This is a genomic window from Candidatus Microbacterium colombiense, assembly GCA_029203165.1.
Lineage (GTDB): Bacteria > Actinomycetota > Actinomycetes > Actinomycetales > Microbacteriaceae > Microbacterium > Microbacterium colombiense.
On the sequence record CP119308.1, the window covers coordinates 2,603,757 to 2,630,328 of the forward strand.

The 26,572-nt window shown below is 67.6% G+C and carries 21 protein-coding genes; 5 read left to right on the top strand and 16 right to left on the bottom strand.

What is annotated here, in order from left to right; all coding sequences use genetic code 11:
• Positions 1–6: 6 nt before the first annotated feature.
• The 10 genes from P0Y60_12625 to P0Y60_12670 all read right to left on the bottom strand — a co-directional run bounded on the left by P0Y60_12625 (position 7) and on the right by P0Y60_12670 (position 10,858).
• A complete protein-coding gene (locus tag P0Y60_12625) occupies positions 7–1,086 on the bottom strand; it encodes a UDP-N-acetylglucosamine--N-acetylmuramyl-(pentapeptide) pyrophosphoryl-undecaprenol N-acetylglucosamine transferase (protein WEK60166.1) in 1,080 nt (359 codons plus the stop codon).
• Complete coding sequence (ftsW, locus tag P0Y60_12630; protein WEK60167.1) at positions 1,083–2,324, bottom strand: putative lipid II flippase FtsW; 1,242 nt, start codon at positions 2,322–2,324, stop codon at positions 1,083–1,085. Before ftsW ends, P0Y60_12625 begins: the two co-directional genes overlap by 4 nt.
• On the bottom strand, positions 2,293–3,828 hold the full coding sequence (gene murD, locus P0Y60_12635; GenBank protein WEK60168.1) for a UDP-N-acetylmuramoyl-L-alanine--D-glutamate ligase: 1,536 nt from the start codon (positions 3,826–3,828) through the stop codon (positions 2,293–2,295). The genes ftsW and murD overlap by 32 nt, the downstream gene beginning before the upstream one ends.
• A complete protein-coding gene (gene mraY / locus P0Y60_12640; protein WEK60169.1) occupies positions 3,818–4,924 on the bottom strand; it encodes a phospho-N-acetylmuramoyl-pentapeptide-transferase in 1,107 nt (368 codons plus the stop codon). Before mraY ends, murD begins: the two co-directional genes overlap by 11 nt.
• Entirely contained in the window at positions 4,921–6,333 is a 1,413-nt protein-coding gene (locus P0Y60_12645; protein ID WEK60170.1) for a UDP-N-acetylmuramoyl-tripeptide--D-alanyl-D-alanine ligase, read from the bottom strand. Before P0Y60_12645 ends, mraY begins: the two co-directional genes overlap by 4 nt.
• Positions 6,334–6,360: 27 nt before the next feature.
• Positions 6,361–8,127, bottom strand: coding sequence for a penicillin-binding protein 2 (locus tag P0Y60_12650; GenBank protein ID WEK60171.1), 1,767 nt, complete (start codon positions 8,125–8,127; stop codon positions 6,361–6,363).
• Between the two features lie 43 nt (positions 8,128–8,170).
• Positions 8,171–8,731, bottom strand: a complete 561-nt coding sequence (locus P0Y60_12655; GenBank protein ID WEK60172.1) for a hypothetical protein — start codon at positions 8,729–8,731, stop codon at positions 8,171–8,173.
• On the bottom strand, positions 8,728–9,666 hold the full coding sequence (gene rsmH / locus P0Y60_12660; GenBank protein ID WEK60173.1) for a 16S rRNA (cytosine(1402)-N(4))-methyltransferase RsmH: 939 nt from the start codon (positions 9,664–9,666) through the stop codon (positions 8,728–8,730). Before rsmH ends, P0Y60_12655 begins: the two co-directional genes overlap by 4 nt.
• A gap of 101 nt (positions 9,667–9,767) precedes the next feature.
• Entirely contained in the window at positions 9,768–10,199 is a 432-nt protein-coding gene (mraZ, locus tag P0Y60_12665; protein WEK60174.1) for a division/cell wall cluster transcriptional repressor MraZ, read from the bottom strand.
• A gap of 284 nt (positions 10,200–10,483) precedes the next feature.
• The gene (locus P0Y60_12670) at positions 10,484–10,858 is read right to left on the bottom strand and encodes a DUF3040 domain-containing protein (protein ID WEK60175.1); all 375 of its coding nucleotides are present in this window, start codon (positions 10,856–10,858) and stop codon (positions 10,484–10,486) included.
• Between the two features lie 97 nt (positions 10,859–10,955).
• Between P0Y60_12670 and P0Y60_12675 the strand changes: the two genes are divergently transcribed.
• Positions 10,956–12,044: a polyprenyl synthetase family protein gene (locus tag P0Y60_12675; GenBank protein ID WEK60176.1), complete on the top strand. Its 1,089-nt coding sequence runs from the start codon at positions 10,956–10,958 to the stop codon at positions 12,042–12,044.
• A gap of 23 nt (positions 12,045–12,067) precedes the next feature.
• Here P0Y60_12675 and P0Y60_12680 read toward each other — a convergent pair whose 3' ends face one another.
• The gene (locus tag P0Y60_12680; protein WEK60177.1) at positions 12,068–12,418 is read right to left on the bottom strand and encodes an Rv2175c family DNA-binding protein; all 351 of its coding nucleotides are present in this window, start codon (positions 12,416–12,418) and stop codon (positions 12,068–12,070) included.
• A gap of 141 nt (positions 12,419–12,559) precedes the next feature.
• Here P0Y60_12680 and P0Y60_12685 point away from each other — a divergent pair, with 141 nt between their 5' ends.
• Positions 12,560–13,723 carry a LysM peptidoglycan-binding domain-containing protein gene (locus tag P0Y60_12685; protein WEK60178.1) on the top strand — a complete coding sequence of 388 codons (1,164 nt, stop codon included), beginning with the start codon at positions 12,560–12,562 and terminating at the stop codon, positions 13,721–13,723.
• A 78-nt stretch (positions 13,724–13,801) separates the two neighbouring features.
• The gene (gene pknB / locus P0Y60_12690) at positions 13,802–15,769 is read left to right on the top strand and encodes a Stk1 family PASTA domain-containing Ser/Thr kinase (protein ID WEK60179.1); all 1,968 of its coding nucleotides are present in this window, start codon (positions 13,802–13,804) and stop codon (positions 15,767–15,769) included.
• Between the two features lie 86 nt (positions 15,770–15,855).
• Here the strand turns inward: pknB and P0Y60_12695 are convergent, their stop codons facing one another.
• Positions 15,856–17,196, bottom strand: a complete 1,341-nt coding sequence (locus P0Y60_12695) for a 3-deoxy-7-phosphoheptulonate synthase class II (protein ID WEK60180.1) — start codon at positions 17,194–17,196, stop codon at positions 15,856–15,858.
• Positions 17,197–17,234: 38 nt separating this feature from the next.
• Complete coding sequence (locus P0Y60_12700) at positions 17,235–17,933, bottom strand: lysophospholipid acyltransferase family protein (GenBank protein ID WEK60181.1); 699 nt, start codon at positions 17,931–17,933, stop codon at positions 17,235–17,237.
• A 140-nt stretch (positions 17,934–18,073) separates the two neighbouring features.
• Here P0Y60_12700 and P0Y60_12705 point away from each other — a divergent pair, with 140 nt between their 5' ends.
• Positions 18,074–19,906 (top strand): long-chain fatty acid--CoA ligase, encoded by a 1,833-nt coding sequence (locus tag P0Y60_12705; GenBank protein WEK60182.1) that lies wholly within the window; start codon positions 18,074–18,076, stop codon positions 19,904–19,906.
• Positions 19,907–19,979: 73 nt separating this feature from the next.
• On the opposite strand, the gene P0Y60_12710 is transcribed toward P0Y60_12705, so the two are convergent.
• The 3 genes from P0Y60_12710 to P0Y60_12720 form a co-directional block, all read right to left on the bottom strand.
• Positions 19,980–20,471 carry a peptide deformylase gene (locus P0Y60_12710; GenBank protein ID WEK60183.1) on the bottom strand — a complete coding sequence of 164 codons (492 nt, stop codon included), beginning with the start codon at positions 20,469–20,471 and terminating at the stop codon, positions 19,980–19,982.
• Complete coding sequence (locus P0Y60_12715; GenBank protein ID WEK60184.1) at positions 20,471–22,177, bottom strand: MinD/ParA family protein; 1,707 nt, start codon at positions 22,175–22,177, stop codon at positions 20,471–20,473. Before P0Y60_12715 ends, P0Y60_12710 begins: the two co-directional genes overlap by 1 nt.
• Positions 22,178–22,243: 66 nt before the next feature.
• A complete protein-coding gene (locus P0Y60_12720) occupies positions 22,244–25,651 on the bottom strand; it encodes a pyruvate carboxylase (protein ID WEK60185.1) in 3,408 nt (1,135 codons plus the stop codon).
• A gap of 93 nt (positions 25,652–25,744) precedes the next feature.
• Here P0Y60_12720 and P0Y60_12725 point away from each other — a divergent pair, with 93 nt between their 5' ends.
• Complete coding sequence (locus P0Y60_12725) at positions 25,745–26,557, top strand: ParA family protein (protein WEK62917.1); 813 nt, start codon at positions 25,745–25,747, stop codon at positions 26,555–26,557.
• The last annotated feature ends 15 nt before the right edge of the window (positions 26,558–26,572 follow it).

The window sequence follows — 26,572 nt, forward strand, 5'->3', positions numbered from 1 at the left end:
CCCAGTCTAGTTCGGGGTGCCGACGGCACGATCGATGAGCGCGATGACGTTCTCCGTGCCCGTGCGGGTACCCACCTTCTCGGCAGCAACTGCCATGGCGTCGATCCTCGCGCGGTCGTGGAGCAGCGGAACGACCAGCCGGCGCACGGCATCGCCGTCGAACGTGGCATCGTCCAGCAGTTCCGCCGCAGCGGCTGCCACCGCGGAGGCGGCGTTCAGCCGCTGCTCGCCGTTGCCCACCGAGTAGGGCACGTAGAGAGCGGGAATGCCGAGGGCACTGACCTCGGACACCGTCGCCGATCCTGAGCGCGACACGATCAGGTCGGCCAGCGCGAAGGCCAGATCCATGCGATCCACGTAACGGCGCATCGTGTACCCCGGCGCTTCGGGATCCACCATGTCGCTGCGCTCTCCGGTGACATGCAGCAGTTGCCATCCCGCATCGAGCACGTCACGCCACGAATCCTGCAGCGCCTCGTTCAGCCGCTGAGCACCGAGCGACCCGCCGAACACCAGGAGCACCGGCCGCTCGGCATCCAGACCGAACGCGCCTGCCGCCTCCCCCCGCGTCGCGGAACGATCGAGCTCGATGACCTCGCGGCGCAGGGGCATCCCGACCACCTCGCCGCCGCGCAGAGGCGTTCCGGCGAAGGCGACGCCGATCGCCGCCGCCCCGCGAGCGCCGAGCACGTTGGCAAGCCCCGGCTTGGCGTTGGCCTCGTGGACCACGAAGGGGATGCGCTCTCGGCGCGCAGCGACATAAGCGGGCGCCGAGGCGTACCCACCGAACCCGACCACCACGTCGATGCCGTGCGCGCGGATGTGTGCCCGCACCTGCGCGATCGCCCGACGGAAGCGTCCGGCGAAGGCGACCGCCTGAGCATTCGGTCGGCGCGGGAAGGGCACCTTGTCGACGACGAGCAGCTCATAGCCGCGTGCGGGCACGAGGCGGGACTCGAGTCCCTCTGCCGTCCCCAGCACGAGGACGTGGGCGTGAGGGTCGCGGGTTCGCAGCCCGTCAGCGACGGCGAGCAGGGGATTGACATGGCCGGCGGTTCCGCCGCCGGCAAGGAGGTACGAGGTCACTTGGTGACCCTACCCCGCCCTGTCGACCGACCCTGGCGGGTCGCTGAGCGCGGCACCGCTGCGTCCGATTCCGCGGCAGGGATCGTCCGCGCGAAGGCCAGCAGCACCCCGCAGGCCATCAGCACGGCCAGCAGCGCCGTGCCTCCCTGCGACATGAACGGCAGCGGCACGCCCATGACGGGGAAGATGCCGATCACGACGCCGATGTTGAGCACGGCCTGTCCGACGATCCAGACGGTGATGCCCCCGGCCGCGACGCGGATGAAGGGGTCGTCGGTCTTGCGGATGACATGGAAGGCGCCGATGGTGAAGAAGGTGAACAGGGCGAGCACGACGATGCACCCGATCAGGCCGAGCTCCTCCCCCACGATCGCGAAGATGAAGTCGTTTCCCGCCGCCGGCAGCCAGCCGTACTTCTCCTGCGAGTTGCCCAGGCCGAGGCCGAAGATGCCGCCGGAGGCCATGCCCCAGATCCCGTGGATGGATTGATAGCAGTCCGTGTAGTACAGGTCGAGGTTGTCGCATGACGCCGTGATGCGGCGCATCCGGTCCCCACTGGAAAGGGCATACGCGAGAACGGCCGCCACTCCGAGGATCACCGGGATGATGAAGAGCCTCAGCTTCACTCCCGAGAAGAAGAGGCATCCGAGCAGGATCAGCACCAGCACCATCGCCGTGCCGAGGTCCTTGCCCGCGAGCACCGTGCCGATCGCGAGGGCGCCGACCGGCACCACCGGGATGAAGACGTGGTGCCAGGTGCCGAGCATCGCGTGCTTGCGCAGCAGGACGTAGGCGACCCAGAGAGCCAGCGCGAGCTTCAGGAACTCCGACGGCTGCAGCTGGAACCCGGCGATCTGGATCCAGTTCCGGTTTCCTCCATCCGCGATGCCCAGCGGGGTGAAGACGAGCAGTTGGAGCGCGACGGCACCGAACAGCGCGGGCCAGGCCATCTTCTTGAAGAAGGCGATGGGCAGCCGGCTCACGAGGAACATGATCGGCACACCGAGGAGCGCGAAGATCCCCTGTCGCAACGCGGCCGTCCAGGGGCTCTCCCCGTTGCCGATCGCGACGGCGCTGGTCGCCGACAGCACCATGACGAGGCCGAACAGCGTGAGCAGAAGCGCGGTCGAGGTGATCATCAGGAACTCGCCCGATACGGGCGTGAACCGGCGTCCGAGCGATACCCGAGCAGCGAGGCCGCGCGACTCAGTCCGTGGCTGCCGACCGACCTGCGTCATCGTCGCTCCCCCGGTCGATCCACTCTCGCACTGCTTCGGCGAAGCGGTGGCCGCGATCCGCGTAGCTGGAGAACTGGTCGAAGGACGCCGCCGCGGGAGCCAGCAGGACCGTCCCCTCGCCGTCGACGACCCCCGCCGCGATCTCCACGACACGGTTCATGACCTGTCCAGTGTCACCGGCATCCACCTCGAAGAGCGGCACCTGCGGCGCGTGTCGTCGGAACGCCGTCACGACCTCGGCGCGCTCGATGCCGATCACCACGGCAGCACGTGCCGTCCTGCCGGCGTCCGCGACCAGCTCGGCGAGATCGACCCCCTTGAGGTCGCCTCCCACGATCCAGACGGCCCCGGGGTAGGCACGCAATGACGACGCCGCGGCGTGCGGATTGGTCGCCTTAGAGTCGTCGACCCAGGTGATGCCCGCGTGACGTGCGATGACCTGGATGCGATGAGCATCGAGACGGAAGCCCTCGAGGGCGGTGTGGATCGCCTCGGGAGCGACACCGAGCGATCGCGCGAGGGCGCTCGCGGCGAGGATGTTCTGCACGATGTGCGGGGCGGAGAGCCCCACACGGTCCAGGTCGGCGAGCGTCGTGAGCTCGAGCGCAGAGCGCGAGCGGTCATCGAGGAACGCACGATCCACGAGCAGTCCCTCCACGACACCGAGGTCGCTCGGCCCGGGGATGCCGAGATCGAAGCCGATCGCGCGCGCGCCGTCCACGACCTCGGCCTCCTCGACCATGCGCCGGGTGGCATCGTCGGCCTTGTTGTAGACGCAGGCCACGCGCGTGTTCCGGTACACGAGGGCCTTCGCATCGCGGTAGGCCTGCGCACTCCCGTGCCAGACGAGATGGTCGTCGGCCAGGTTCAGGCACACGGCCGCGTGCGGGAACAGCTCCCCCTCGATGTCCGACTGTCCGAGATACCAGAGCTGGTGACTCGAGAGCTCGACCACGAGAACGTCGAAACCGGCGGGGTCGCGCACCGCGTCGAGGACGGGCACGCCGATGTTCCCGCAGGGAGCCGCCCGCAGTCCGCCCTCCGAGAGCAGCGTCGCGGTGAGCTGCGTCGTGGTGGTCTTGCCGTTCGTCCCGGTGATCAGCACCCAGTCCGCAGGCGTGCCATCGGCGCGGGTGACCTTGTCGCGCAGACGCCAGGCGAGCTCGACATCGCCCCAGATCGCGATGCCGCTCGTCTGCGCCCAGATGACCACGGGATGCGACGGGGGGAAGCCGGGCGAGAAGATCAGGAGATCCGGTGCGAACGCGGTGAGAGCGTCGGGAACGACGGCGAGCGAGCCGAGTTCGAGGCGCGCACCGATGACCGGCAACAGGCGCTCGTACTCCTCGTCGGCGGACTCGCTGAGCACGAGCACCTCTGCGCCGAGCTCGGTCAGGGTGTCGGCGACCGAGAACCCGGTCATCGAGAGTCCGAGCACGGCGACGCGAAGGCCCTTCCAGTCGGAATGCCAACTGGTGAGTGTGCGCAGACGCTCAGCCGACACGTGTCAGCCATTCGACGTAGAACAACCCGACGGCCGAGACCGCGAGGAGACCGGCGATGATCCACAGGCGCACGACGATCGTCACCTCGGCCCATCCACGCATCTCCAGGTGGTGGTGGAAGGGGCTCATCAGGAACAGACGCTTGCCTCGCGTGAGCTTGAAGTAGGCCCGCTGCAGGATCACCGACCCCGAGGACAGCACGAAGACGCCGGCGATGACCAGGAGCAACAGCTCGGTGCGGGTCAGGATCGCCATGGCGGTGATCACGCCGCCGATCGCCATCGAGCCGACGTCACCCATGAAGACCTTGGCCTTGGGAGCGTTCCACCAGAGGAAGCCGATCAGGCCGGCGGCGAACGATGCCGCGATGATGGCGAGGTTGAACGGATCACGGACCTCGTAGCAGCCGCCGATCGTGCCGGGGTCGCCCCCGGCGCACGGCTGCTTGAACTGCCAGAAGGCGATCAGGCTGTAGGCGCCGACAACGATCACTCCGGCGCCCGCGGCGAGGCCGTCGAGTCCGTCCGTGAGGTTCACGCTGTTCGAGGTGGCCACACCGATGATCGCGATCCACGCGAGGTACAGCGCCCATCCGAGGACGATGCCGAACGCGAACAGGTTGAGCCAGGTGATGTCGCGGAAGAGCGAGATCGATTCGCTGGCCGGCGTCTGCCCGAACTTGTTGGGGAAGTTGAGGGCGACGATGCCGAAGGGGACGATCACGAGCAACTGCCCGATCACCTTGCGCCACCCGGAGAGTCCGAGGCTGCGCTGGCTGCGCACCTTCATGTAGTCGTCGATGAATCCCACGGCTCCGAAGCCGACCATGAGCCAGATCACCAGGAGCGCCGACAGCGCAGGCTGCTCTCCGCTCACGTAGACCCCGGTGAAGTACCCGACGATCGAGCCGGCGATGAAGATCACGCCACCCATCGTCGGCGTGCCGCGTTTGGCTTCGTGGCTCGGGTTCTCGACCGCTTCCGGGGTACGGATGACCTGCCCCCATCCCCACTTCCGGAAGAGCCGGAGGAAGACCGGGGTAAGGAACAGAGTGAAGGCGAGCGAGATCGCCGCCGCCATGATGAGTGACCTCACGAGAACAATTCTCCCAGACGATCGCCGAGATGCCGAAGGCCCACGGAATTAGATGACTTGACGAGCACACGGTCTCCGTCGCGGAGCTCGGTGCGCAGATACTCGAATGCGGCGTCCTGATCGGGGAGGTGAACGGCTTCGCTGTCCCACGACCCTTCGCCGACAGCCGACAGATAGAGGCGGCGCGCCTCCGGACCCACCACGACGATGCGCTGGATGTTGAGGCGCACGGCCAGCAGACCGATGCGGTCGTGCTCCTCACCGGCGCTCTCGCCCAGCTCGCTCATGGCACCCAGCACGGCGACCGTACGCTCACCGGGCGCGGTGATCTGCGCGAGCGTCCGCAGCGCGGCCGCCATCGAGTCCGGGCTCGCGTTGTAGGCGTCGTTGATGATCCGCACGCGGTCGTTGCCCATCGGCTGCATGCGCCAGCGCTCCGCGATCTCGACGGTCTCCAGACGAGCGATCGAGTCGGCGACCGACACTCCGAGCACGCCGGCAGCTGCGATCGCCGCGAGCGCGTTGGTGACGTGGTGGGCGCCGAGCACGCGGAGTCGTAGCGGGGCACGTGCGCCGTCGACCTCGATCGTGCATGCGGTGCCCGACGCGGTCACGACGACGTCGTGGGCGCGCACGTCGGCGGCAGGACTCAGCCCGAAACCGACGACCGACATGCCCCGGGATTCGGCGAGAGCGCGCATCGCCGCGACCCGCGCGTCGTCGACGCCGAGCACGGCCGTGCCGGATGCGGTTGCAGTCGCGACGAGCTCCGACTTGGCCTTCGCGGTCTCCTCGATGCCTCCGAAGCCGCCGGCGTGCGCCATGCCGACCATGAGGACGACGGCCACATCGGGCTCGACCAGTCCGGCCAGTCGCGCGATACTGCCGGGCGCAGCCGCGCCGAACTCGCTGACGAGGAAACGTGTGCGCTCGGTGACGCGCAACATCGTGACGGGAGCGCCGACCTCGTTGTTGTACGAGTTGATCGGCGCGATCGTCTCGCCCTCATCGGCCAGGATGCGGGCGAGGAAGTTCTTGGTGGTCGTCTTGCCGTTCGAACCGGTGATCCCGACGATCCGCAGGTCGCCCGCTGCGCGGACGCGCGCGACGACCTCGCGGGCGAGGTCCGCGAGAGCGGCGATGACATCGGGCACGACGATCTGCGACACCTCGTCGTCAACCGGACGTTCGACGATCGCGAGCACGGCACCGGCCGCCACTGCCGCTCCCACGAATCGGTGCCCGTCGGTCTCCGCTCCGGGCTTGGCGACGAAGATCGACCCGGGTCCCATCACCCGGGAATCGGTGTCGACGACGCCGTCGACCACGGTCTCGGCGGAGTCGGTTCCGGCGAGGCGCAGTTCACCGCCGACAGTTGCGGCGATCTCAGCAAGCGACAGGGCGATCATGACATCTCCAGGCGCGGCTTTCGCCGGCTATTCGAACTTGGGCAGCAACTCATCCATCGGCACGGAAGACGGCATCACGCGGTAGGTCTTCATCACCTGCGTCATCGCTTTCTGGAAGGCGGATGCGGTGGCCGCGGACGATACAACCTTAGTCGGCTCGTCCAGAGTGACCACGACGACGTACTGCGGATCGTCGACGGGCGCGAAGCCCACCATGCTCGTGTAGTACACGCCGGCCTTGTATCCGCCCTTGCCGTCCGGAACCTGCGCAGTTCCGGTCTTGCTGGTGACCCGGTATCCCGGAACCTGGATGCGCTCGGCGTTGCCACCCTGCACGGCGACGTTCTCCAGCATGCGGGTGAGGTTGGCCGCGGTCTTCTCGGCGATGATCTGCTCGTGCTTCGGCTTCTCCGCCGCGACGACCGTGCCGTCCGCCTTCGTGCACGACTCGACGAGCGAGAGATCGATCTTCTCTCCGCCGTTCGCGATCGCCTGGTAGGCACCCGCCACCTGAGCCGCGGTCACGGTGAAGTACTGGCCGAAGGTGGTCGTGTACAGCGACTGGTTGTCCCACTCGCTGACCGGGTGCAGAGTACCGGCGACCTCCGTGGGGAAGCCGATCGTGTCCTTGCCGACGCCGAAGCGCTGCAGGTAGTCGTAGCGGATCTCGGGGCTCACCATCGTGCCGAACTTCGACAGGGCGACGTTCGACGAGTCGATCAGACCGCCCGCGAGCGTGTAGTTGTATGCGGGGTGCGAGAAGGCGTCGTTGATCACGGCACCGTTCGGGAACGTCTCGCGCGACGAGGCGCTGACGGTGCTGAGCGGCGTGAGGCCGGCCTTCTCCATCACGGCCGCGGCAGTGATGGCCTTGAACGTCGAGCCGGGCTCGAAGTCGTGGTGGAAGATCTCGCTCCCCCACCCGTCTTCCGTGATGGTGCTCAGGTCATTGGGGTCGAGCGCGGGCCATTCAGCGGCTGCGCGGATCTTCCCGGTCTTCACCTCGACGACCGTCGCCGTGCCGCCCTTGGCCCCCTGCTTCTTCGCCTCTTCGGTGATCATCTGCTGGAGGTACCAGTTCAGGTCACTGTTGATCGTCAGCTGCACGGTGCCGCCGTCGACGGCGTTCACGGTGCTCTCGCTGCCGGGGATGACGACGCCGTCCTTGCCGATGCGGTAGCTCTCCTCGCCGTTGACGGGCGCGAGACACGACTGCTCCATCTGCTCGATACCCGCCTGTGCGGTCCCGCTCCCGTCAAGGAAGCCGACGATGTTGCCCGCGACGGCGCCGTTCGGGTAGACGCGCGTCTCGCGCGCCTCCTGATGCAGATAGGCGAGCTTCAGATCGCGGAGCGCGATGTACTGATCGGTCGTGAGCGACTTCTTGAGCTGCACGAACTGACTCTTGGCGTTCTGCGCGAGTGCATCCGACACGAGAGCGCGCACCTCGTCGCCGGTCTGCCCGGTGATGGCAGCGATGTTCTCCGAGGCTTCCGCCCAGGGAACCTTCGGGCCCTTGTCCTCGAGCTCGGTGATCACGAGCGGGCTGAGCTCGGCGTCGTACACCATCACGCTCGATGCGAGCACGGTGCCCCCCGAGTCGACGATCGAGCCTCGTTGACCGAGGATGTCATCGCCCTTGCCGATGTGCTTGAGGGAATCGTTGACGTGTTCGTCCGCGCTCACCACCTGGATGTCGACCAGGCGCACGACGAACACGGCGAGCACCGAGAGGATGACGGCGAGCGCGACGACCGTGCGCCTGCGTGGTCCGCGGGTTGCTCGTGTCGTCATGGGATCTCTCCGTCGGATCGGGGGTGGTCGGTGCGCGGATCGGCTAGTGCGTCGTGGGGCTGGGGAGGCCGTCGGTGATGGCGGGCGGCAGTTCCTGCGTGTTCGAGTTCACCGCGCCGTCGTTCGTGTCCGGGGTCTCCGCAGGCGGAGCCACGACCAAGGCGTTGCCGACGGCACCTGCCCCGTTCGGATCGACGGTCGAGTTCCAATCGGCGCCCGCGCCGACGCCGAACACCTTGCCGTCACTGAGTCGGAGGTACGACGGAGAACCGGCGACGACCATGCCGAGGTCGGCGGCTTCGCTCGCGAGCACCTGGGGGGAACCGAGTCCTGTCAGCTCCTCCTGCAGCGCGTGGGTGTGCAGGGTCAGCTCGCGCTGCTGCGACGACAGATCGGCCAGCGTGAACGAGTCCTGCGTGATCGCCAGCGACAGCACGACCTGCGCAGCGCCGATGGCGAGTGCACCGCCGAGAGCCGCCAGCGCGTAGGCGAGTTTGGGTCGACGGCGGGGCGCTGGCTGAGCGACCGGGCGCAGTCGCCGTTCCGGCCGACGCTCCGGGACGAGCGGCTGTACCGGCTTGCGGACCGTCGCGTTGAGGCTCATGCGCTCTCCCTCACCCTCTCGGCTGCGCGCAGGCGCACAGGGATCGCTCGTGGATTGCGTGCACGTTCCGCCTCATCGGCGAGTTCAGCGCCCTTGGTGAGGATGCGGAATCGCGGGGCATGCTCGGGGAGCTCGACCGGGAGTCCGGCCGGAGCCGTCGATGCCGATGCGGCGGCGAACGCCTGCTTGACGAGGCGGTCTTCCAAGGACTGGTACGACATCACCACGATCCGTCCGCCGACGTGCAGGGCTTCCATGGCGGCAGGGATGGCATCGGCGAGCACGTTGAGCTCGGCGTTGACCTCGATGCGCAGGGCCTGGAACACGCGCTTGGCCGGGTGTCCGGCACGCTGCGCGGCCGCCGGCGTCGCGGCGATCAGGATGTCGACCAGTTCGCCGGAGCGCAGGATCGGCTTCTTCTGACGGGCGTCGATGATGAACCGGGCGTATCGACCGGCCAGCTTCTCCTCGCCGTAGCGCTCGAAGATGCGGCGGAGGTTGCCCTCGTTGTAGGTGGCGATGACCTCGGCGGCCGTCGTGCCCTTCGTCTGGTCCATCCGCATGTCCAGCGGAGCATCCTTCGAGTACGCGAAACCGCGCTCGGCCTCGTCGAGTTGGAGGGAGGAGACGCCGAGGTCGAAGAGGATCGCCGATGCGCCCTGGGCGTGCAGTCCGATCTCGTCGTACACGGTGTGCACGAGGGTGACCCGGTCTCCGAACGGAGCGAGACGCTCGCCGGCGATGCGCAGCGCATCGGTGTCGCGGTCGAGACCGATGAGACGGATATGCGGGAAGCGCTCGAGCAGGGCTTCGGAGTGACCGCCCATGCCGAGCGTCGCGTCGACGAGCACGGCTCCATCCGCCTGCAGGGCAGGGGCGAGCAGCTCGACGCAACGGTCGAGCAGAACGGGGGTGTGAATGTCTCGGAGGTTCATGATCTTTCTCGGGTGACCTTCGGCTCTGATCCCCCTCCGCTTCGCGACCCGGCACCGGGGAAGTGTGTCGGGGCGGGAGCGGCGGGGCATCACAGCCGTGGTCAGAAGAGTCCCGGAATCACCTCCTGCTCCAGGTCTGAGTAGGACTCCTCGCCGGCGGCGAGGTAGGTGTTCCAGCTCTCGGCGTCCCAGATCTCGGCGTGGGCGCCGACACCGGTGACGATGAGTTCCTTCTGGAGGCCCGCGTACTGACGCAGGTGGGCCGGGATGGTGATGCGGTTCTGACTGTCAGGCATCTCCGCGCTGGCACCGGAGAGGAACAGGCGCATGAAGTCACGCGCCTGCTTGTTCGCGAGCGGCGCCTGACGGATCCGCTCGTGCATCGCCTCGAACTCGGCCGTGCTGAAGACGTAGAGGCAGCGTTCCTGGCCTCGTGTGACGACGATGCCGCCACCGAGGTCTTCGCGGAACTTCGCAGGAAGGATGACCCGTCCTTTGTCGTCCAACTTCGGAGAATGCGTTCCCAACAACATCAGCCATCACCCCCTCTGCGTCCGGCCAACTCGAGGTGCGCCCCACTTTACTCCACTTTGCTCCACATTCCTACGGGCAGAAGCGCAAAAAGGGGATCGTAACCCCGAAGATGCCTTGTGATTCAGCGGAACGACGGGGTGGAGGAAGGTGGAGGGCCAGTGGAGGAAAAGGGCGCCGCGACGTCAGCCCGCGGCGCGTCCATTCCTCAGGAGCACTGTCGCGAACGCACGAAGGCCCGGATGCTCAGAGCATCCGGGCCTTCGTGAAGAAGGAGGTGGAGAGGTCAGCGACCGTCTTGGCGGCGATCCCAGCGGTCGTTCATCCGATCCATGAAGGACGCGGAGTCCGCCCGCTTCGCGCCGGCTGCGGCACGCGGCGCCACCGGCGTGGTGCGCCGGACAGGTGTCACCGCGAACATGACGCCGGCGAGCATCGCAGCGAAGCCGATGACTCCGACGACGATCCCCCATACGTCACCGAGCACGACACCGACGACGAGGCCACCGACGCCGACGAGCAGCAGCAGTGCGCCGTAGACGAGGTTGCGATAGCTCAGTGTGCGATCGCCCGAGGGCGCGCTCACAACGTCGGCGTCATTGTGGAGGAGATGGCGTTCCATCTCGTCGAGCAGACGCTGCTCCTGTTCGGAGAGTGGCATTTCGTCCCCCTCGGGTATCGTGCCTTCCATTCTACGCGCGCCCAGGCACCGGAGGCTAGCCGTTCGGCCCTTGCTTGCTTTACGTATGCTGGGAGTCGTGCCCTCCCCCACACCGATCATCGACGCCGTCGCCGCCCGCCTGGATCGGTTCGTCGCCCTCATGCGGTCAGAGTCCGAGGAGTACGGCATCGACGCCGCCGCGTTCCTCGACGCCGCAGCCGAGACGCTGACCGGCGGCAAGCGCCTCCGCGCGAGGTTCTGCCATGCAGGATGGCGCGCATCCGCCCGCTTCGCCGATCGGAACGCTTCCGAGACCGACGCCCTCTGGGACATCTGCGCGGCGCTGGAGATCTTCCAGTCCGCCGCCCTCGTGCACGATGACCTCATCGACAACTCCGATACCCGGCGCGGTCGCCCCGCAGCGCACCGGGCGTTGGAGAGCGCCCACCGAGAGGCGCGCTGGACCGGCGACGGAGCATCGTTCGGGCGCGCCTCGGCGATCCTGCTCGGGGACCTGCTCGTCGCGTGGAGCGACGACCTGCTCGAGACCGCCCTCGACGGCCACCCCTCCGCGCGCGCGGTGCGACGCGAATACGCACGCATGCGACGGGACGTCACCACCGGCCAGTTCCTGGACATCGCCGAGGAGTCGGCGTGGAGCGTGAACGACGACAGCAGTCACGCCGAACGCGCCCTGCGTGTCGTGTCTCTCAAGTCGGCTCGGTACAGCATCGAACAGCCGCTCGTGCTCGGCGCCTCGCTCGCCGGCGCGGATGCCGGTCAGGTGGATGCGCTGCGCCACTTCGGTCGCCCTGTCGGGATGGCCTTCCAGCTCCGCGATGACGTGCTCGGAGTGTTCGGCGACTCATCGGTCACCGGGAAGCCCGCGGGAGACGATCTGCGCGAGGGCAAGAGAACGGTCCTCGTCGCGCTCACGAGAGAAGTCCTCGACCCTTCTGCGCGCCGCGTGTTCGACGAGCTTCTCGGCGACACCGAACTCACGGCCGATCAGGTCTCGTTCCTGCAGACGACGATCTCCGCGTCCGGAGCGCTGGAACGCATCGAGACCATGATCGGCGACTACGCACGTGAAGCCGACCAGGCCCTCATCGGCGCCCGGCTCGACAATGCCGCGGTGGGCGAACTGCGCGACCTCGCCAGGGCCGCGACCGTGCGCTCGTCCTGAGCGTCGCGCACCGTCCTCCGACGTCAGGCGAGAGTGCGGGCGAGACGACGGACCGCGCTCTTGTGACCGTCGAGGAGAGCCGCGATCGGTGAACGACCGAGCGACTCCTCCTCCTCGAAGAGCCAATCGATGAGCTCGTCATCGCCGAAGCCGGCATCCTTCAGCACGATGACCGTACCCCGCAGGGAGCTGAGCGGTTGGCCGTCCACGATGAACGCCGCGGGGACAGCGAAGGCACCGTTTCGACGGGAGCCGATCAGGTAGTGCTCGTCGATGAGGCGGCGAACCCGCCCCAATGGCACATCCAGCGCCTCCACGAGGTCGGGCATCGTCAGCCACGGGGTGGCAAGGGGCGCAGCAACGTTCTCAGACACGTTGCCCACTATCTCACTTCGAGGCAGGCAACGCATTTCGGCGCTCTTCATCACTTCTTTCACAATCTTCACTTCTTTCACTCCTGTTGACTTCCGTTTACTTCCGTGCCACCGTGTCAGATGCTCGAAAAGGGGGCCTCCATGCGAAGGAACACCGTCAAGCGCCATGCGCGTCATGTCCGGCTGGGAGTGCCCGCCGCCGTCCTGGGAGCCCTCGCCGGAAGCTTCGCGGCCGCCCCCGTCGCCACCGCCGATGTCGTTCCGGTCGAGCGTGAGCACGCGTCGCCGTTGCGCGCGATCCCTCAGAAGGCGACGCCCGCGACCTACGTGGTCCGCGCCGGAGACACGATCTCCACGATCGCCGGCCGATTCGGCCTCCGCACGGTGGACGTGCTGTCGTGGAACGGACTGACCTGGCGCTCCGTCATCTATCCCGGGCAGACCGTCACGCTCTCCGCCTCGGCCTCCGCCCCTGCCGCGCCCGTTGCTCCTCATGCCTCCACGAGCACGGCGCACACCGTCGTCGCAGGCGACACCGTCTTCGCGATCGCGCGGAAGTACGGCACCTCGGTCGACGCGGTCCTCGCAGCAAACGGACTGAGCCGGTCATCCGTCATCTATCCGGGACAGAAGCTCGCCGTCTCCGGCACCGTCACGCCGGCGCCGAAGCCTGCAGCCGCAACGACCCCCGCTCCCCCCGCCTCCGCCGCCGCGGGAAAGACCCACACGGTCTCAGCAGGCGAAACGGTCTTCGCGATCGCCCGAAAGTACGGCGCCACGACGCAGTCGATCTTCGCGTGGAACGGACTCGGCCCCTCGTCCATCATCTACCCGGGGCAGAAGCTCATCGTCGCCCAGGCCGCCGCCGTCGCCGCAACCGGTGGCGCGCTGAGCGCCACGCTCGATGCGGAGCAGGCGGCCAACGCGTCGCTCATCATCCGCATCGGACGCGAGCTCGGAGTGTCCGACCGCGGCATCGCGATCGGACTCGCCACGGGCATGGTCGAGTCGGGACTGCGAAACCTCGACCACGGCGATCGCGACTCGCTCGGTATCTTCCAGCAGCGCCCCAGCACAGGATGGGGCAGCGCCGCGCAGGTGAGGGATGCGGAGCGCAGCACCCGCGTGTTCTACGGCGGGCGCAACGACCCCAACGGCTCCGCGACGCGAGGGCTCCTCGACATCCCCGGCTGGGAGAGCATGGCGTTCACGGACGCCGCCCAGGCCGTGCAGATCTCGGCGTATCCGACCAAGTACGGCCGGTGGGAGACGCAGGCGTTCCAGTGGCTCGCCACACATGGCTGAGCTCCGAACCCGAAACCGGACGGCCGCAGGGGTGAGGCGCTCCCCAAGCTTTCAGCCAGTTCTCCATAGAATTCTGACGTGACGTCCAATCAGCAAGCCGACCCCCTCATCGGGCGACTTGTCGACGGACGATATCGGGTACGCGCCCGCATCGCCCGCGGCGGGATGGCCACGGTCTATGTCGCGACCGACCTCCGACTCGAGCGACGCATCGCCCTGAAGGTCATGCATGCGCACCTGAGTGATGACTCGGCCTTCCAGAGCCGTTTCATCCAGGAAGCGCGCTCCGCTGCACGTCTGGCGGACCCGCACGTCGTCAACGTCTTCGACCAGGGACAGGACGGCGAGCTCGCCTACCTCGTCATGGAGTACCTGCCGGGAATCACGTTGCGCGAGCTCCTCCGCGAGCAGAAGCGCCTCACGATCCCGCAGACCATCACGATCATGGACGCGGTGCTCTCCGGTCTCTCGGCGGCCCATCGCGCAGGGATCGTGCATCGCGACGTGAAGCCCGAGAACGTGCTGTTGGCCGAGGACGGTCGCATCAAGATCGGCGACTTCGGACTCGCACGCGCCACGACAGCCAACACAGCCACGGGACAGCAGCTCCTCGGAACGATCGCCTATCTCGCGCCCGAGCTCGTCACCCGCGGAACGGCGGATGCCCGCAGCGACATCTACGCCCTCGGCATCATGCTCTACGAGATGCTCGTCGGCGAGCAGCCCTACAAGGGCGAGCAGCCGATGCAGATCGCCTTCCAGCACGCGACCGAATCGGTACCGCGCCCGAGCGTGCGCAACCCGGCTGTGCCGGAACCACTCGACGAGCTCGTGCTGTGGGCGACCGAGAAATCGCCGGACGAGCGACCCGACGATGCCGGACAGATGCTTGCGCGGCTCCGCGAGATCGAGCGCGACCTGGGCGTGGCGCCGGCGGCCGCCGCGGCGCCCACACAACCGCTGCGGTCGCAGTCGGACTCCGGCGATCTCACGAAGGTCATGCCGGGCACCATGGTCATCCCCGACCCGACGGCACCCGCCCCGCAGACGATCGACAATGCAACGGTATTGCGCCGGCGTGCGTCCAAGCGGCGTGCCCGAGGAGCGTTCCTGCTCACCCTCGTCCTGCTTCTCGCCGTGCTCGCGGGCGGCGTCGGTTGGTGGTTCGGGTCAGGCCCAGGGTCTCTCGTCGCCGTACCGAGCGTGGCCGGAGACACCTACGAAGATGCCTCGGCCGCGCTGATCGCCGACGGCTTCGTGCCTATCAGGGACGAGGAGAGCTCGATCGAGGTCGAGAGCGGCATTGCGATCCGCAGCGATCCCGATGCCGGACAGCGCCTGGACAAGGGCGCGGAGGTCACGGTCTACATCTCGAGCGGACCGGCATCACACCGCGCCGAGACGTTGAACGGCAAGACGGAGGCCGACGCCCGGAGCTATCTCGACGGCATCAGCGTGAACACCGTGGACGACTCACTCATCCTGTTCTCCGACGCCGCGGAGGGTGTGGTCATCAACGCGCTGGTCACTCCCCGCGACGGTCGCGAGCCCTACACCTGCGGTGACGGCTGCGATCTGTTCGAAGACGACACCGTCCGCCTCTACGTGTCGGCAGGCGCCTTCCCCGACGTCGTGGGCATGAGCGTGGGACAGGCGACCGAGAAGCTCACCGACAAGAAGCTCGAGGTCACCGACGAGCCTCAGTACGTCGCGAGCGACAGCATCGAGAAGGACCGCGTCATCGGCGTGGCCGACCGCTCCGAGAAGGGCAACTGGCGACCCGGCGACCGGGTGACGTTGATCGTCTCGACCGGACCTCCGCTCTTCGAGGTACCGGACGTCAGTGGGATGACCCGGGACGAGGCGAAGGAGGCTCTGGGCTCGGCGGACGGGGGCTTCGCCTACGCCTTCACGAGCGACACCGGTCTCCCCGACTCGGTGTGGGATCTCCTGGCGAACGAGAACACCCGCGTCGACTCGTACAGCCCGTCGGATGCGCAGCGCAAGGGTGCGACGATCACCCTGAAGATGACGTTCGCCGGCTGAGAAACCTCCGACAAAAACTGCTCACCATATGACGAAGCGCCCTCCCCGATCGGGGAGGGCGCTTCGTCATGCGGTACCGTCGTGCCTCAGCGCTTCTCGAGCTCCTCGGCGACGAGGAAGGCGAGCTCGAGGGACTGCATGTGGTTCAGGCGCGGGTCGCACAGGCTCTCGTAGCGCGTGCCGAGGGCTGCCTCGTCGATCTGCTCGGAGCCTCCGAGGCACTCCGTGACATCGTCGCCGGTCAGCTCCACGTGGATTCCGCCGGGGAACGTGCCGACGGCGCGGTGCGCCTCGAAGAAGCCCCGTACCTCGTCGACGACGTCATCGAAACGACGCGTCTTGTATCCGGTCGGCGTGGTGATGCCGTTGCCGTGCATGGGGTCGGTGACCCACAGCGGCTGCGCACCCGAGTCGCGCACGGCCTCGAGCAGCGGCGGCAGTGCATCGCGGATCTTGCCCGCCCCCATGCGCGTGATGAACGTCAGGCGTCCGGGTTCACGGTTCGGGTCGAGCTTGTCGATCAGCGCGAGAGCGGTGTCAGGCGACGTGGTGGGTCCGAGCTTGACGCCGATGGGGTTGCGGATCTTCGAGAAGTAGTCGACGTGCGCGCCATCGAGTTCGCGCGTGCGCTCACCGATCCACAGGAAGTGCGCCGACGTGTTGTACGGCGTGTCCGTGCGGGAGTCGATGCGGGTCATCGGCCGCTCGTAGTCCATCAGGAGGCCTTCGTGACCGGTGAAGAACTCCACGCGCTTCAGCTCGTCGAAGTCCGCGCCCGCGGCCTCCATGAACTTGATGGCGCGATCGATCTCGGCCGCCATGCGCTCGTAGCGCTGGTTGGCCGGGTTCTGCGCGAATCCCTTGTTCCACGAGTGCACCTCACGGAGATCCGCGAAGCCACCCTGCGTGAACGCCCGGATGAGGTTCAGCGTCGACGCTGCCGTGTGGTACCCCTGGAGCAGACGGTTGGGGTCGGGCTGCCGGGATCCCTCGGTGAAGTCGTATCCGTTGACGATGTCGCCGCGGTAGGCGGGAAGCGTCACATCGCCGCGGGTCTCGTTATCGCTCGAGCGCGGCTTGGCGAACTGCCCCGCCATGCGCCCCATCTTGACGATCGGCATCGAGGCGCCATACGTCAGCACGACCGCCATCTGCAGAACCGTCTTGATGCGGTTGCGGATCTGCTCCGCCGTCGCACCCGCGAACGTCTCGGCGCAATCGCCTCCCTGGAGGAGGAAGGCCTGCCCCGATGCGGCACGTGCGAGGCGATCGCGGAGGTTGTCGACCTCACCCGCGAAGACCAGAGGAGGAAGCCCGGCGATCTGCCGCGAGACCTCAGCGACACGCGCGGTGTCCTGCCACGGCGGCTGCTGCTTGATGGGGAGTGAACGCCATGCGTCGAGGGCGTCGATTTCGGACGGAAGCATGCCCTCCAGCCTAGTGGGAGCGGGAGGCGCGGGACGCCTCAGGACCGCTGTGTGACACGCGAGGGGAGCCGGTCCTTCACGGTCGATGCGTACACGTCTTCGTAGTGCTGCTCACCGAGTCTCTGCAGGGCGACCATGATCTCGTCCGTGACGGATCGCAGGATGTAGCGGTCGTTCTCCATGCCCGCGTATCGCGAGAAATCGAGAGGTTCACCGATCACGATCCCCACGCGCACGACGCGCGGCAACCGCCGGCCGATGGGCATGGCCGTATCGGTGTCGACCATGACGACCGGGATGACGGGGACCTTCGCCTCCAGCGCCATCCGCGCGATACCTGTGCGGCCGCGGTAGAGCTTTCCGTCGGGGCTGCGCGTGCCCTCGGGGTAGATGCCGAGGAGGTCTCCCCCGCCCAGCACCTGGAGGCCGGTGTTCAACGAGGCCTCCGACGCCTTTCCTCCGGAGCGGTCGATCGGCAACTGGCCCGTCGCCTTCATGAAGAACTTCGTCGCCCACCCCTTGGGGCCACGCCCGGTGAAGTAATCGCTCTTCGCAAGGAACGACATCCGTCGGTCGATCACGAGCGGAAGGAAGATCGAGTCGGCGAACGAGAGGTGATTGCTCGCGAGGATCGCCGCGCCGTTGGCGGGCACGTTGTTCCGCCCCACGATCCAGGGGCGGAAGATCCCCTTGACGATGGGGCCGATCACGACGTACTTCATCAGCCAGTAGAACATCGAGGTGAAGTCTAGCGCCGTGCTCCGCGCGCGCCAGCGCATAGTGCACATGCGGAGACTGGGTTTCAACCTGAATGCGACGCGGTGCCATACCCTAGACTCGAAGGAAACCCGTCCCGACCGGTACCGAAGGAGCTGCCGTGGTTCAGTTCGAAGTCCCCGCGATCGTCCCCGCCGACCCCGAAGCGAACGTCGCCGACCTCCTGGTCGAGCGCGTGAAGGCCACCCCCGATCGCGCATTGTTCTCCGTCCCCGAGGGTGACGGATGGCGCGACATCTCCGCCGCCGATTTCCAGACCGCGGTGATCGCGGTCGCGAAGGGTATCGTCGCCGCCGGCATCCAACCGGGCGAGAAGGTGGGCTTCCTGGCCCGCACGACCTATGAGTGGACGCTCATCGACTTCGCGCTCTTCTACGCCGGCGCCGTGATGGTGCCGATCTACGAGACGAGCTCTCCGTCGCAGATCCAATGGATCATGGAGGATTCCGGCGCCATCGCCCTGATCGTCGAATCGCCGGAGCACTTCTCGCGTGTCGACGAGGTGCGCGGTGACCTTCCGCTGATCCGCGATGTGTGGCAACTGCACCTCGGTGCGATCGACACGTTCACCGCCCAGGGAACCTCGATCGAGGATGCCGAGATCGAACGGCGTCGCCAGCTGGCCGTCGGCTCCGACATCGCCACACTGATCTACACCTCGGGCTCCACCGGTCGCCCCAAGGGCTGCGTGCTGACGCACAGCAACTTCGTCGAGCTGTCCCGCAACTCCGCGAAGGCGCTCGATGCCGTCGTGCAGACGCCCGGAGCATCCACACTGCTGTTCATCACCACGGCTCATGTGTTCGCACGATTCATCTCGATCCTCGACATCCACGCCGGAGTCCGCACGGGCCACCAGCCCGACACGCGACAGCTCCTGCCGGCGCTCGGGTCTTTCAAGCCCACCTTCCTGCTCGCGGTCCCCCGCGTCTTCGAGAAGGTCTACAACTCGGCCGAGCAGAAGGCCGAGGCTGGAGGCAAGGGCAAGATCTTCCGCGCGGCAGCCGACGTCGCGATCGCGCACTCCAAGCTCGTGGAGGAAGGGACCACGATCCCCTTCGGCATGAAGCTGAAGTTCGCGCTGTTCAACAAGCTCGTCTACAGCAAGCTCCGCGAGGCGATGGGCGGCAACGTCGTCTACGCCGTCTCCGGTTCCGCGCCCCTCGGCTCGCGCCTCGGGCACTTCTTCCACAGCCTGGGTGTCGTGATCCTCGAGGGCTACGGTCTGACCGAGACCACGGCACCGGCCACGGTGAACCTCGCGGACAAGTCGAAGATCGGCACGGTCGGCCCGGCGCTGCCCGGTGTCGGCGTCCGGCTCGCCGAGGACGGCGAGATCGAGGTCCGCGGCATCAATGTGTTCAAGGAGTACTGGAACAACGACGCGGCGACGAAGGAGGCCTTCAGCGACGGCGGCTGGTTCCGCACCGGCGACATCGGCAGCTTCGACACCGAGGGCTTCCTCACCATCACCGGCCGCAAGAAGGAGATCATCGTCACCGCCGGCGGCAAGAACGTCGCCCCGGCCGCGCTCGAGGATCCCATCCGGGCGAACCCGATCATCGGTCAGGTCGTCGTCGTCGGAGACCAGAAGCCCTTCATCTCGGCATTGATCACGCTCGACCCCGAGATGCTGCCCACGTGGCTCGCGAACAACGGGCTGTCCGCCGAGATGTCACTCGTGGATGCCGCGCGCAACGATGCCGTCCGCGCCGAGGTCCAGCGAGCGGTGGACACGGCCAACACGCGCGTCTCCCGCGCCGAATCGATCCGCAAGTTCACGATCCTCGACTCGGAGTGGACCGAGGCGTCGGGTCATCTGACCCCGAAGCTCTCGATCAAGCGCAACGTGATCATGAGCGACTTCGCCGATGAGATCTCGGCCCTGTACGACGAGCCGGTCGCCACGACGAACGTGGCCATCGGCGGCTGATCCGCAGAGGAACACGGAACGGCCCCCTGCACACGCGTGCAGGGGGCCGTTCCGTGTCAGTGGGACGCGCGGGTCAGAACCAGGCGCTCTCCCTGACCTCGCGCATCGCCGTGCGGCGCGTGTCGGCATCGAGACGTGAGAGGTAGAGCTTGCCATCGAGGTGATCCGTCTCGTGCTGGAGGGCCTGAGCCATCAGCCCCTCCCCTTCGATCACCACCGGCCGGCCATCGAGATCGATCCCCTCGACGCGCGCCCACGGGTGTCGCAGAGCCTCGTGCCAGAGTCCCGGTACGGACAGGCAGCCTTCGCCTGTCGGCACCGCTTCGCCTCTGACCTCGGTGAGGACAGGATTGAGCACGTACCCGATGTCGCCGTCGATGTTGTAGCTGAAGGCGCGCAGCGCCACGCCGATCTGCGGCGCGGCCACCCCCGCGCGGCCGGGCAGCTCGACGGTCTCGACGAGGTCGGACACGAGCGCACGCACACCGTCGTCGATCACGTCGATGGGTGCGCACACGGTGCGCAGCACGGGGTCGCCGAAGATACGGATCTCACGCACCGTCATCAGGCGGCCTTGCTCCGGAGACCCTCGACCAGCGAGGCCGCGAGTTCGCGTGCCGCCGCTCTCGTCTCGGGCTGGAGATTCGCGAACACGATGGTCCCGCCACCGGCGATCTGCACGTCGTACGGCATGCGCACGACCTTCTTCGCGCGCGTGGCGAAGTGCGATTCGAGCTCGTTGAGCCGCACCAGCGGCGCGCCGGGCGTCGACTGATTCAGCACCACGATGGCGTCCCGTGCCTGCTCGGAGTACCCGTTCGTCTCGAGCCAGGTGAGCGTCTCCGATGCCAGGCGGGCCTCATCGACGCTGAGCCCCGAGACGATGACGATCTGATCGGCCAGGTCGAGCGTCGCCGACATCACGGAATGCACGATGCCCGTCCCGGTGTCGGTCAGCACCAGCGAGTAGTAGTGCGCGGCCACACCCGCGACGTCGCGGTAGTCCTCGTCGCTGAATGCTTCGGCGATGCGCGGGTCGGCGTCGGAGGCGAGGACATCGAGGCGGGTCGCATCGCGCGCGACGATCGCCGAGATGTCGTGGTAACCCTTCACCTCGTCGTGGATGCGCACCAGATCGCGCACGGATTTGGAGTGATGCGGGCGCACGACCCGGTCCGCCAGCGTGCCCCGGTCGGGATTCGCGTCGACCGCGATGACGCGGTCCTCGCGTGCATCCGCGAGCGCCATACCGAGGAGCGCCGTGATGGTGGTCTTTCCGACGCCCCCCTTGCGGGACAGCACCGGGACGAACCGTGCCCCTCCCACGAGCGGGGCGGCGATCCGGGCTGTGAGCGCCTTGCGCTCCTTCGCGCGCCGTCCGTCTCCGATGTTGATGCGCCGTCCGGACACGGTATAGAGGAAGTGGCTCCAGGCGCCCTCGGGCTCGGGCTTGGCGAGTCGGTGCGGGTCGAGCAGACGATCGGCGGTGAGCAGATCGGCCGATTCGCGAGCCGTGTCACCCAAGTCGTCCAGACGCTTCGAGGTCAGGGCGACGTCGGCCCGCGCGGCCGACCGACGGGTCTGCGACACGACGGCCTTGTCGTCGGAGGTGTGCACTTCGGTGATCTCCTTCTCGGTGACCGGCCTCGCGGTGGGCTCTGGGGCGATGATCGCGGGCGCCGCGTCGGCGTCGGCCTTGGCCAGGAACGTCGCCACGATCGCCTCCTCTTCCGCAGCGGAGAGAGCCACCGGCGCTTCGACGACAGGTGCTTCGACGACAGGCGCTTCGGGGGTCGGCGTTTCAGGGGACGGCGCGTCAGGGACCACGTCCTCGACAAGCCTGGGCGTGGCCTTCTTCGTCTTCTTCGCCGGCGGAGCCTTGCTCACCGTGATCGGCGACGGCGCCTCAACCGGCTCAGAGGGTACCTCCGGCTCCGGCTCCGGCTCCGGCTCCGGCTCCGGCTCCGGCTCCGGCTCCGGCTCCACGATGATGATCTCCCCGGCGATCGGGAGAGACGCACTGACGGGAGCGACGATGTCCCGTGCCCGCACCCCCTCGATCGTCACGTCGTCGAGGATCAGATCGGCGACGATCTCACCGTCGACGACTCCATCGTCGGCGAGATCGTCGTCCTCGTCCTGGGGAAGAACGACACTCACCTGAGCGGTCGTCGACAGGATGCCGATTCCCGCTGTGTCGAGTGACGCGGCGTCGTCGAGCATCCCCAACGGATTCTCATCGAAGGGCTCTGCGGTGTTCTTCGGGGTCACGGTGTTGCTCCAAGCCTGTGCGGGACTCGGGTGCGCACCACGTGCGCCGCCCTCGCCCGCACAAGATTAGTGCGCCGGGCGGATCACGACCAAAAGATCTCCGGCATCCACCTGTTGTGTGCCGCCGATCGCATGCCGCTCGATGACCCCGTCGATGGGCGCCGTGATGGCCGCTTCCATCTTCATCGCCTCGATGGAGGCGACGGGCTCACCGGCCCTGATCGCGCTGCCGACCTCGGCCTTGAGCGTGACGACGCCCGAGAACGGGGCCGCCACCTGACCGGGAACCGAGGTGTCCGCCTTCTCGACGTCGTGCGCGTCGACCGAGACCGAGTGGTCGCGCACGAAGACCGGCCGGAGCTGACCGTTCAGCGTCGTCATGACCGTGCGCATGCCGCGGTCGTCCGCATCGCCGATGGCCTCGAGACCGACGTAGAGCTGCACGCCCCGGTCGATCTCGATCAGATGTTCCTGCCCCTGCACGAGCCCGTAGAGGTAGTCGCTGGTATCGAGCACCGAGAGGTCGCCGAACAGCTCGCGCATCTGCGAGAACTCCTGCATCGGCGCCGGGAACAGCAGGGTGTTCAGGCGCGCCCGTCGTTGCGCGCTGTCGCCCGCGAGCGCTGCCTCGTCGTCGGTGGTGAGCGCGGTGATGCTGTGACGCACCGATCGTCCGGCGAGGACCTTCGTACGGAAGGGCTCAGGCCAGCCGCCCGGCAGATCGCCGAGCTCTCCGGCCATGAACCCGACCACCGAGTCGGGCACGTCGTACTTCTCCGGATGCGCTTCGAAGTCCGCCGGGTCTGCCTTCACCGCCGCCAGGTGCAGTGCGAGATCGCCGACCACCTTCGACGACGGGGTCACCTTCGGCACGCGACCGAGGATGCGGTCGGCAGCGGCGTACATGTCCTCGATCAGCTCGAAGTCATCGGCGAGCCCGAGCGCCTTGGCCTGCTGCCGGAGGTTCGAGAGCTGACCGCCCGGGATCTCGTGGTGGTACACGCGCCCTGTGGGTCCCGGAAGCCCGGATTCGAACGGCGCGTACTGGTGCCGCACCGCCTCCCAGTAGGGCTCGAGGTCGGAGACGGCAGCCAGATCGATCCCGCTGTCGCGGTCCGTGTGCGCCAGCGCGGCCACGAGAGCAGACAGCGACGGTTGGCTGGTAGTACCGGACAGCGGTGCGGATGCCGCATCCACCGCATCGACGCCGACGGCACTGGCGGCGAGCAGCGTGGCCAGCTGTCCACCCGGCGTGTCGTGGGTGTGGAGGTGCACCGGCAGGTCGAACCGCTCGCGCAGGGCGGCGACGAGCTTCGCGGCCGCGGCGGGACGCAGCAGTCCCGCCATGTCCTTGATCGCGATGATGTGCGCGCCCGCCTCGACGATCTGATCGGCGAGACCCAGGTAGTAGTCGAGCGTGTAGAGGTCTTCCGCGGGGTTGAGCAGATCACCGGTGTAGCACAACGCCACCTCGGCGACAGCGGTGCCGGTCCGGCGCACCGCCTCGATCGCGGGGCGCATCTGCTCGACGTCGTTCAGCGCGTCGAAGATGCGGAAGATGTCGACACCGCTCGCTGCGGCCTCCGCCACGAACGCCTCGGTCACCTCGGTCGGGTACGGCGTGTAGCCGACCGTGTTGCGCCCACGCAGAAGCATCTGGATGGCGATGTTCGGCAGCGCGGCACGCAGCTTGTCGAGCCGCTCCCATGGATCCTCCCCGAGGAACCGCAGCGCGACGTCGTATGTGGCACCGCCCCAGGCCTCGACCGAGAGCAGGCCCGGTGTGAGCTGGGCGATATGAGGCGCGGCCGCCGCCAGGTCCTTGGTGCGCACGCGCGTCGCCAGGAGCGACTGATGGGCATCGCGGAACGTGGTGTCGGTGATCGCCAGGGCCGTCTGCTCGCGCAGGCTCCGCGCGAACCCTTCCGGTCCGAGCTCCTGCAGCCGCTGACGCGACCCGGGAACGGTCGGAGCCGTGAGGTCGGTGGCAGGAAGCTTCGTGCGCGGGTCGACGACGCCGGGATGCGCGCCGTGCGGCTTGTTGACGGTGACGTCGACGAGCCAGTTGAGGATCTTCGTTCCGCGGTCCTTCGACACGCGCCCCCGGAGGAGCTCGGGACGCTCGTCGATGAACGATGTGCTGACATCACCGGCGATGAACGCGTCGTCGTCGAGCAATGCCTGCAGGAACGGGATGTTGGTGGAGACGCCTCGAATGCGGAACTCAGCGAGAGCACGACGTGCGCGGGCCACCGCGGCGGGGAAGTCGCGCCCACGACAGGTCAGCTTGGCGAGCATCGAGTCGAAGTGCGGGCTGATCTGGGCGCCCTGGTGCACGGTGCCGCCGTCGAGACGGATGCCCGCCCCACCCGGGGAGCGGTAGGTCGTGATCTTGCCTGTGTCGGGGCGGAACCCCTGCGTGGGGTCCTCCGTGGTGATGCGGCACTGGAGCGCCGCGCCCCTGACGTGCAGGTTCTCCTGCTGCAACCCGAGTTCGGCGAGAGACTCCCCTGCGGCGATCCGCATCTGGCTCTGCACCAGATCGACGTCGGTCACCTCTTCGGTGACGGTGTGCTCCACCTGGATGCGAGGGTTCATCTCGATGAACACCACCTCGCCCGCCCGCTCCCCCGCGGTCTCCAGCAGGAACTCGACGGTGCCGGCGTTCTCGTAGCCGATCGATCGGGCGAAGGCCACCGCATAACCGTGCAGCGCGGTGCGGATGCTGTCGTCCAGGTTCGGCGCCGGAGCGATCTCGACGACCTTCTGATGCCGGCGCTGTACCGAGCAGTCGCGTTCGAACAGGTGGACCGTCTCTCCGGTCTTGTCGGCGAGGATCTGGACCTCGATGTGCCGAGGGCGCACGACGGCCTGCTCGAGGAACATCCGCGCATCACCGAACGCGCTGGAGGCCTCACGCATCGCCTCGGCGAGGGCGGGAGCGAGCTCGTCCGCCGTGGCCACACGACGCATCCCTCGGCCACCACCACCGGCGACGGCCTTCGCGAAGAGGGGGAACCCGATGTCCGCTGCCTGCGCGAGGAGGTGCTCGACGTCATCGGAGGCTTCCGTGGACCGCAGCACGGGAACCCCGGCCTCGATCGCGTGGCGCTTCGCCTCGACCTTGTTGCCCGCCATCTCCAGCACCGCGGAGGGCGGTCCGATGAAGACGATGCCGTTCGCGGCCGCCTGGGCCGCGAGTTCGGGATTCTCGGAGAGGAATCCGTAGCCGGGGTAGATCGCGTCCGCACCGGACTCGATGGCGACGCGGATGATCTCGTCGACACTCAGGTAAGCGCGGACCGGATGGCCTCGCTCACCGATCTCGTACGCCTCATCCGCTTTCAGACGATGCACGGAACCGCGGTCTTCATGAGGGAAGACGGCGACTGTCCTGGCCCCGACTTCGTAAGCCGCACGGAAGGCACGGATCGCGATCTCGCCGCGGTTGGCCACAAGGATCTTTTGGAACATGCACACCTCTGGGAGCTCGATGTGCGGCGTTTTCGACGCACATGGGGCGGGGCTGAGTGTTCCCCCAGCCTAGGGGAAGGTAACGTGGAGTCCGTGCACGTACTCAGCGTCAGCTCTCTCAAGGGGGGCGTCGGCAAGACGACCGTGACTCTCGGCTTGGCCTCAGCGGCCTTCGCCCGGGGTGTGCGGACTCTCGTCGTCGACCTCGACCCGCAGTCCGACGTCTCCACCGGGATGGATATCCAGGTGGCCGGTCGACTCAACATCGCCGATGTCCTGGCGAACCCGAAGGAGAAGGTCGTCCGTCAGGCGATCACCTCCAGCGGATGGGCCAAGGTCCACCCGGGCACGATCGATGTGCTCATCGGCAGCCCGTCGGCGATCAACTTCGACGGCCCGCACCCGAGCGTGCGTGACGTCTGGAAGCTCGAAGAGGCACTCGCAGCCGTCGAGGCGGACTACGACCTGGTGCTGATCGACTGCGCACCGTCGTTGAACGCGCTCACCCGCACAGCCTGGGCAGCGAGCGACCGCGTGATGGTCGTCACCGAGCCCGGCCTCTTCTCCGTCGCGGCAGCCGACCGCGCGCTGCGCGCGATCGAGGAGATCCGCCGAGGCCTCTCCCCCCGCCTCCAGCCGCTCGGCATCGTGGTCAATCGCGTGCGCCCCCAGTCGATCGAGCACCAGTTCCGCATCAAGGAACTCCGCGACATGTTCGGCCCACTCGTGCTGTCGCCTCAACTTCCCGAGCGCACCTCGTTGCAGCAGGCCCAGGGCGCGGCCAAGCCGCTGCACATCTGGCCCGGCGACTCCGCGCAGGAACTCGCGGCCGACTTCGACCAGCTTCTGGACCGGATCATCCGCACCGGACGCATCGCCGTCGCAGACAACGGCGCCCAGAGCTGACCGTCACACGCACAC

Excerpts from the sequence above, each read along its gene's own strand:
- ftsW (WEK60167.1), bottom strand. The coding sequence starts at position 2,324 with ATGACGCAGGTCGGTCGGCAGCCACGGACTGAGTCGCGCGGCCTCGCT.
- P0Y60_12645 (WEK60170.1), bottom strand. The coding sequence starts at position 6,333 with ATGATCGCCCTGTCGCTTGCTGAGATCGCCGCAACTGTCGGCGGTGAA.
- P0Y60_12650 (WEK60171.1), bottom strand. The coding sequence starts at position 8,127 with ATGACGACACGAGCAACCCGCGGACCACGCAGGCGCACGGTCGTCGCG.
- P0Y60_12655 (WEK60172.1), bottom strand. The coding sequence starts at position 8,731 with ATGAGCCTCAACGCGACGGTCCGCAAGCCGGTACAGCCGCTCGTCCCG.
- rsmH (WEK60173.1), bottom strand. The coding sequence starts at position 9,666 with ATGAACCTCCGAGACATTCACACCCCCGTTCTGCTCGACCGTTGCGTC.
- mraZ (WEK60174.1), bottom strand. The coding sequence starts at position 10,199 with ATGTTGTTGGGAACGCATTCTCCGAAGTTGGACGACAAAGGACGGGTC.
- P0Y60_12670 (WEK60175.1), bottom strand. The coding sequence starts at position 10,858 with ATGCCACTCTCCGAACAGGAGCAGCGTCTGCTCGACGAGATGGAACGC.
- P0Y60_12685 (WEK60178.1), top strand. The coding sequence starts at position 12,560 with ATGCGAAGGAACACCGTCAAGCGCCATGCGCGTCATGTCCGGCTGGGA.
- P0Y60_12695 (WEK60180.1), bottom strand. The coding sequence starts at position 17,196 with ATGCTTCCGTCCGAAATCGACGCCCTCGACGCATGGCGTTCACTCCCC.
- P0Y60_12700 (WEK60181.1), bottom strand. The coding sequence starts at position 17,933 with ATGTTCTACTGGCTGATGAAGTACGTCGTGATCGGCCCCATCGTCAAG.
- P0Y60_12710 (WEK60183.1), bottom strand. The coding sequence starts at position 20,471 with ATGACGGTGCGTGAGATCCGTATCTTCGGCGACCCCGTGCTGCGCACC.
- P0Y60_12720 (WEK60185.1), bottom strand. The coding sequence starts at position 25,651 with ATGTTCCAAAAGATCCTTGTGGCCAACCGCGGCGAGATCGCGATCCGT.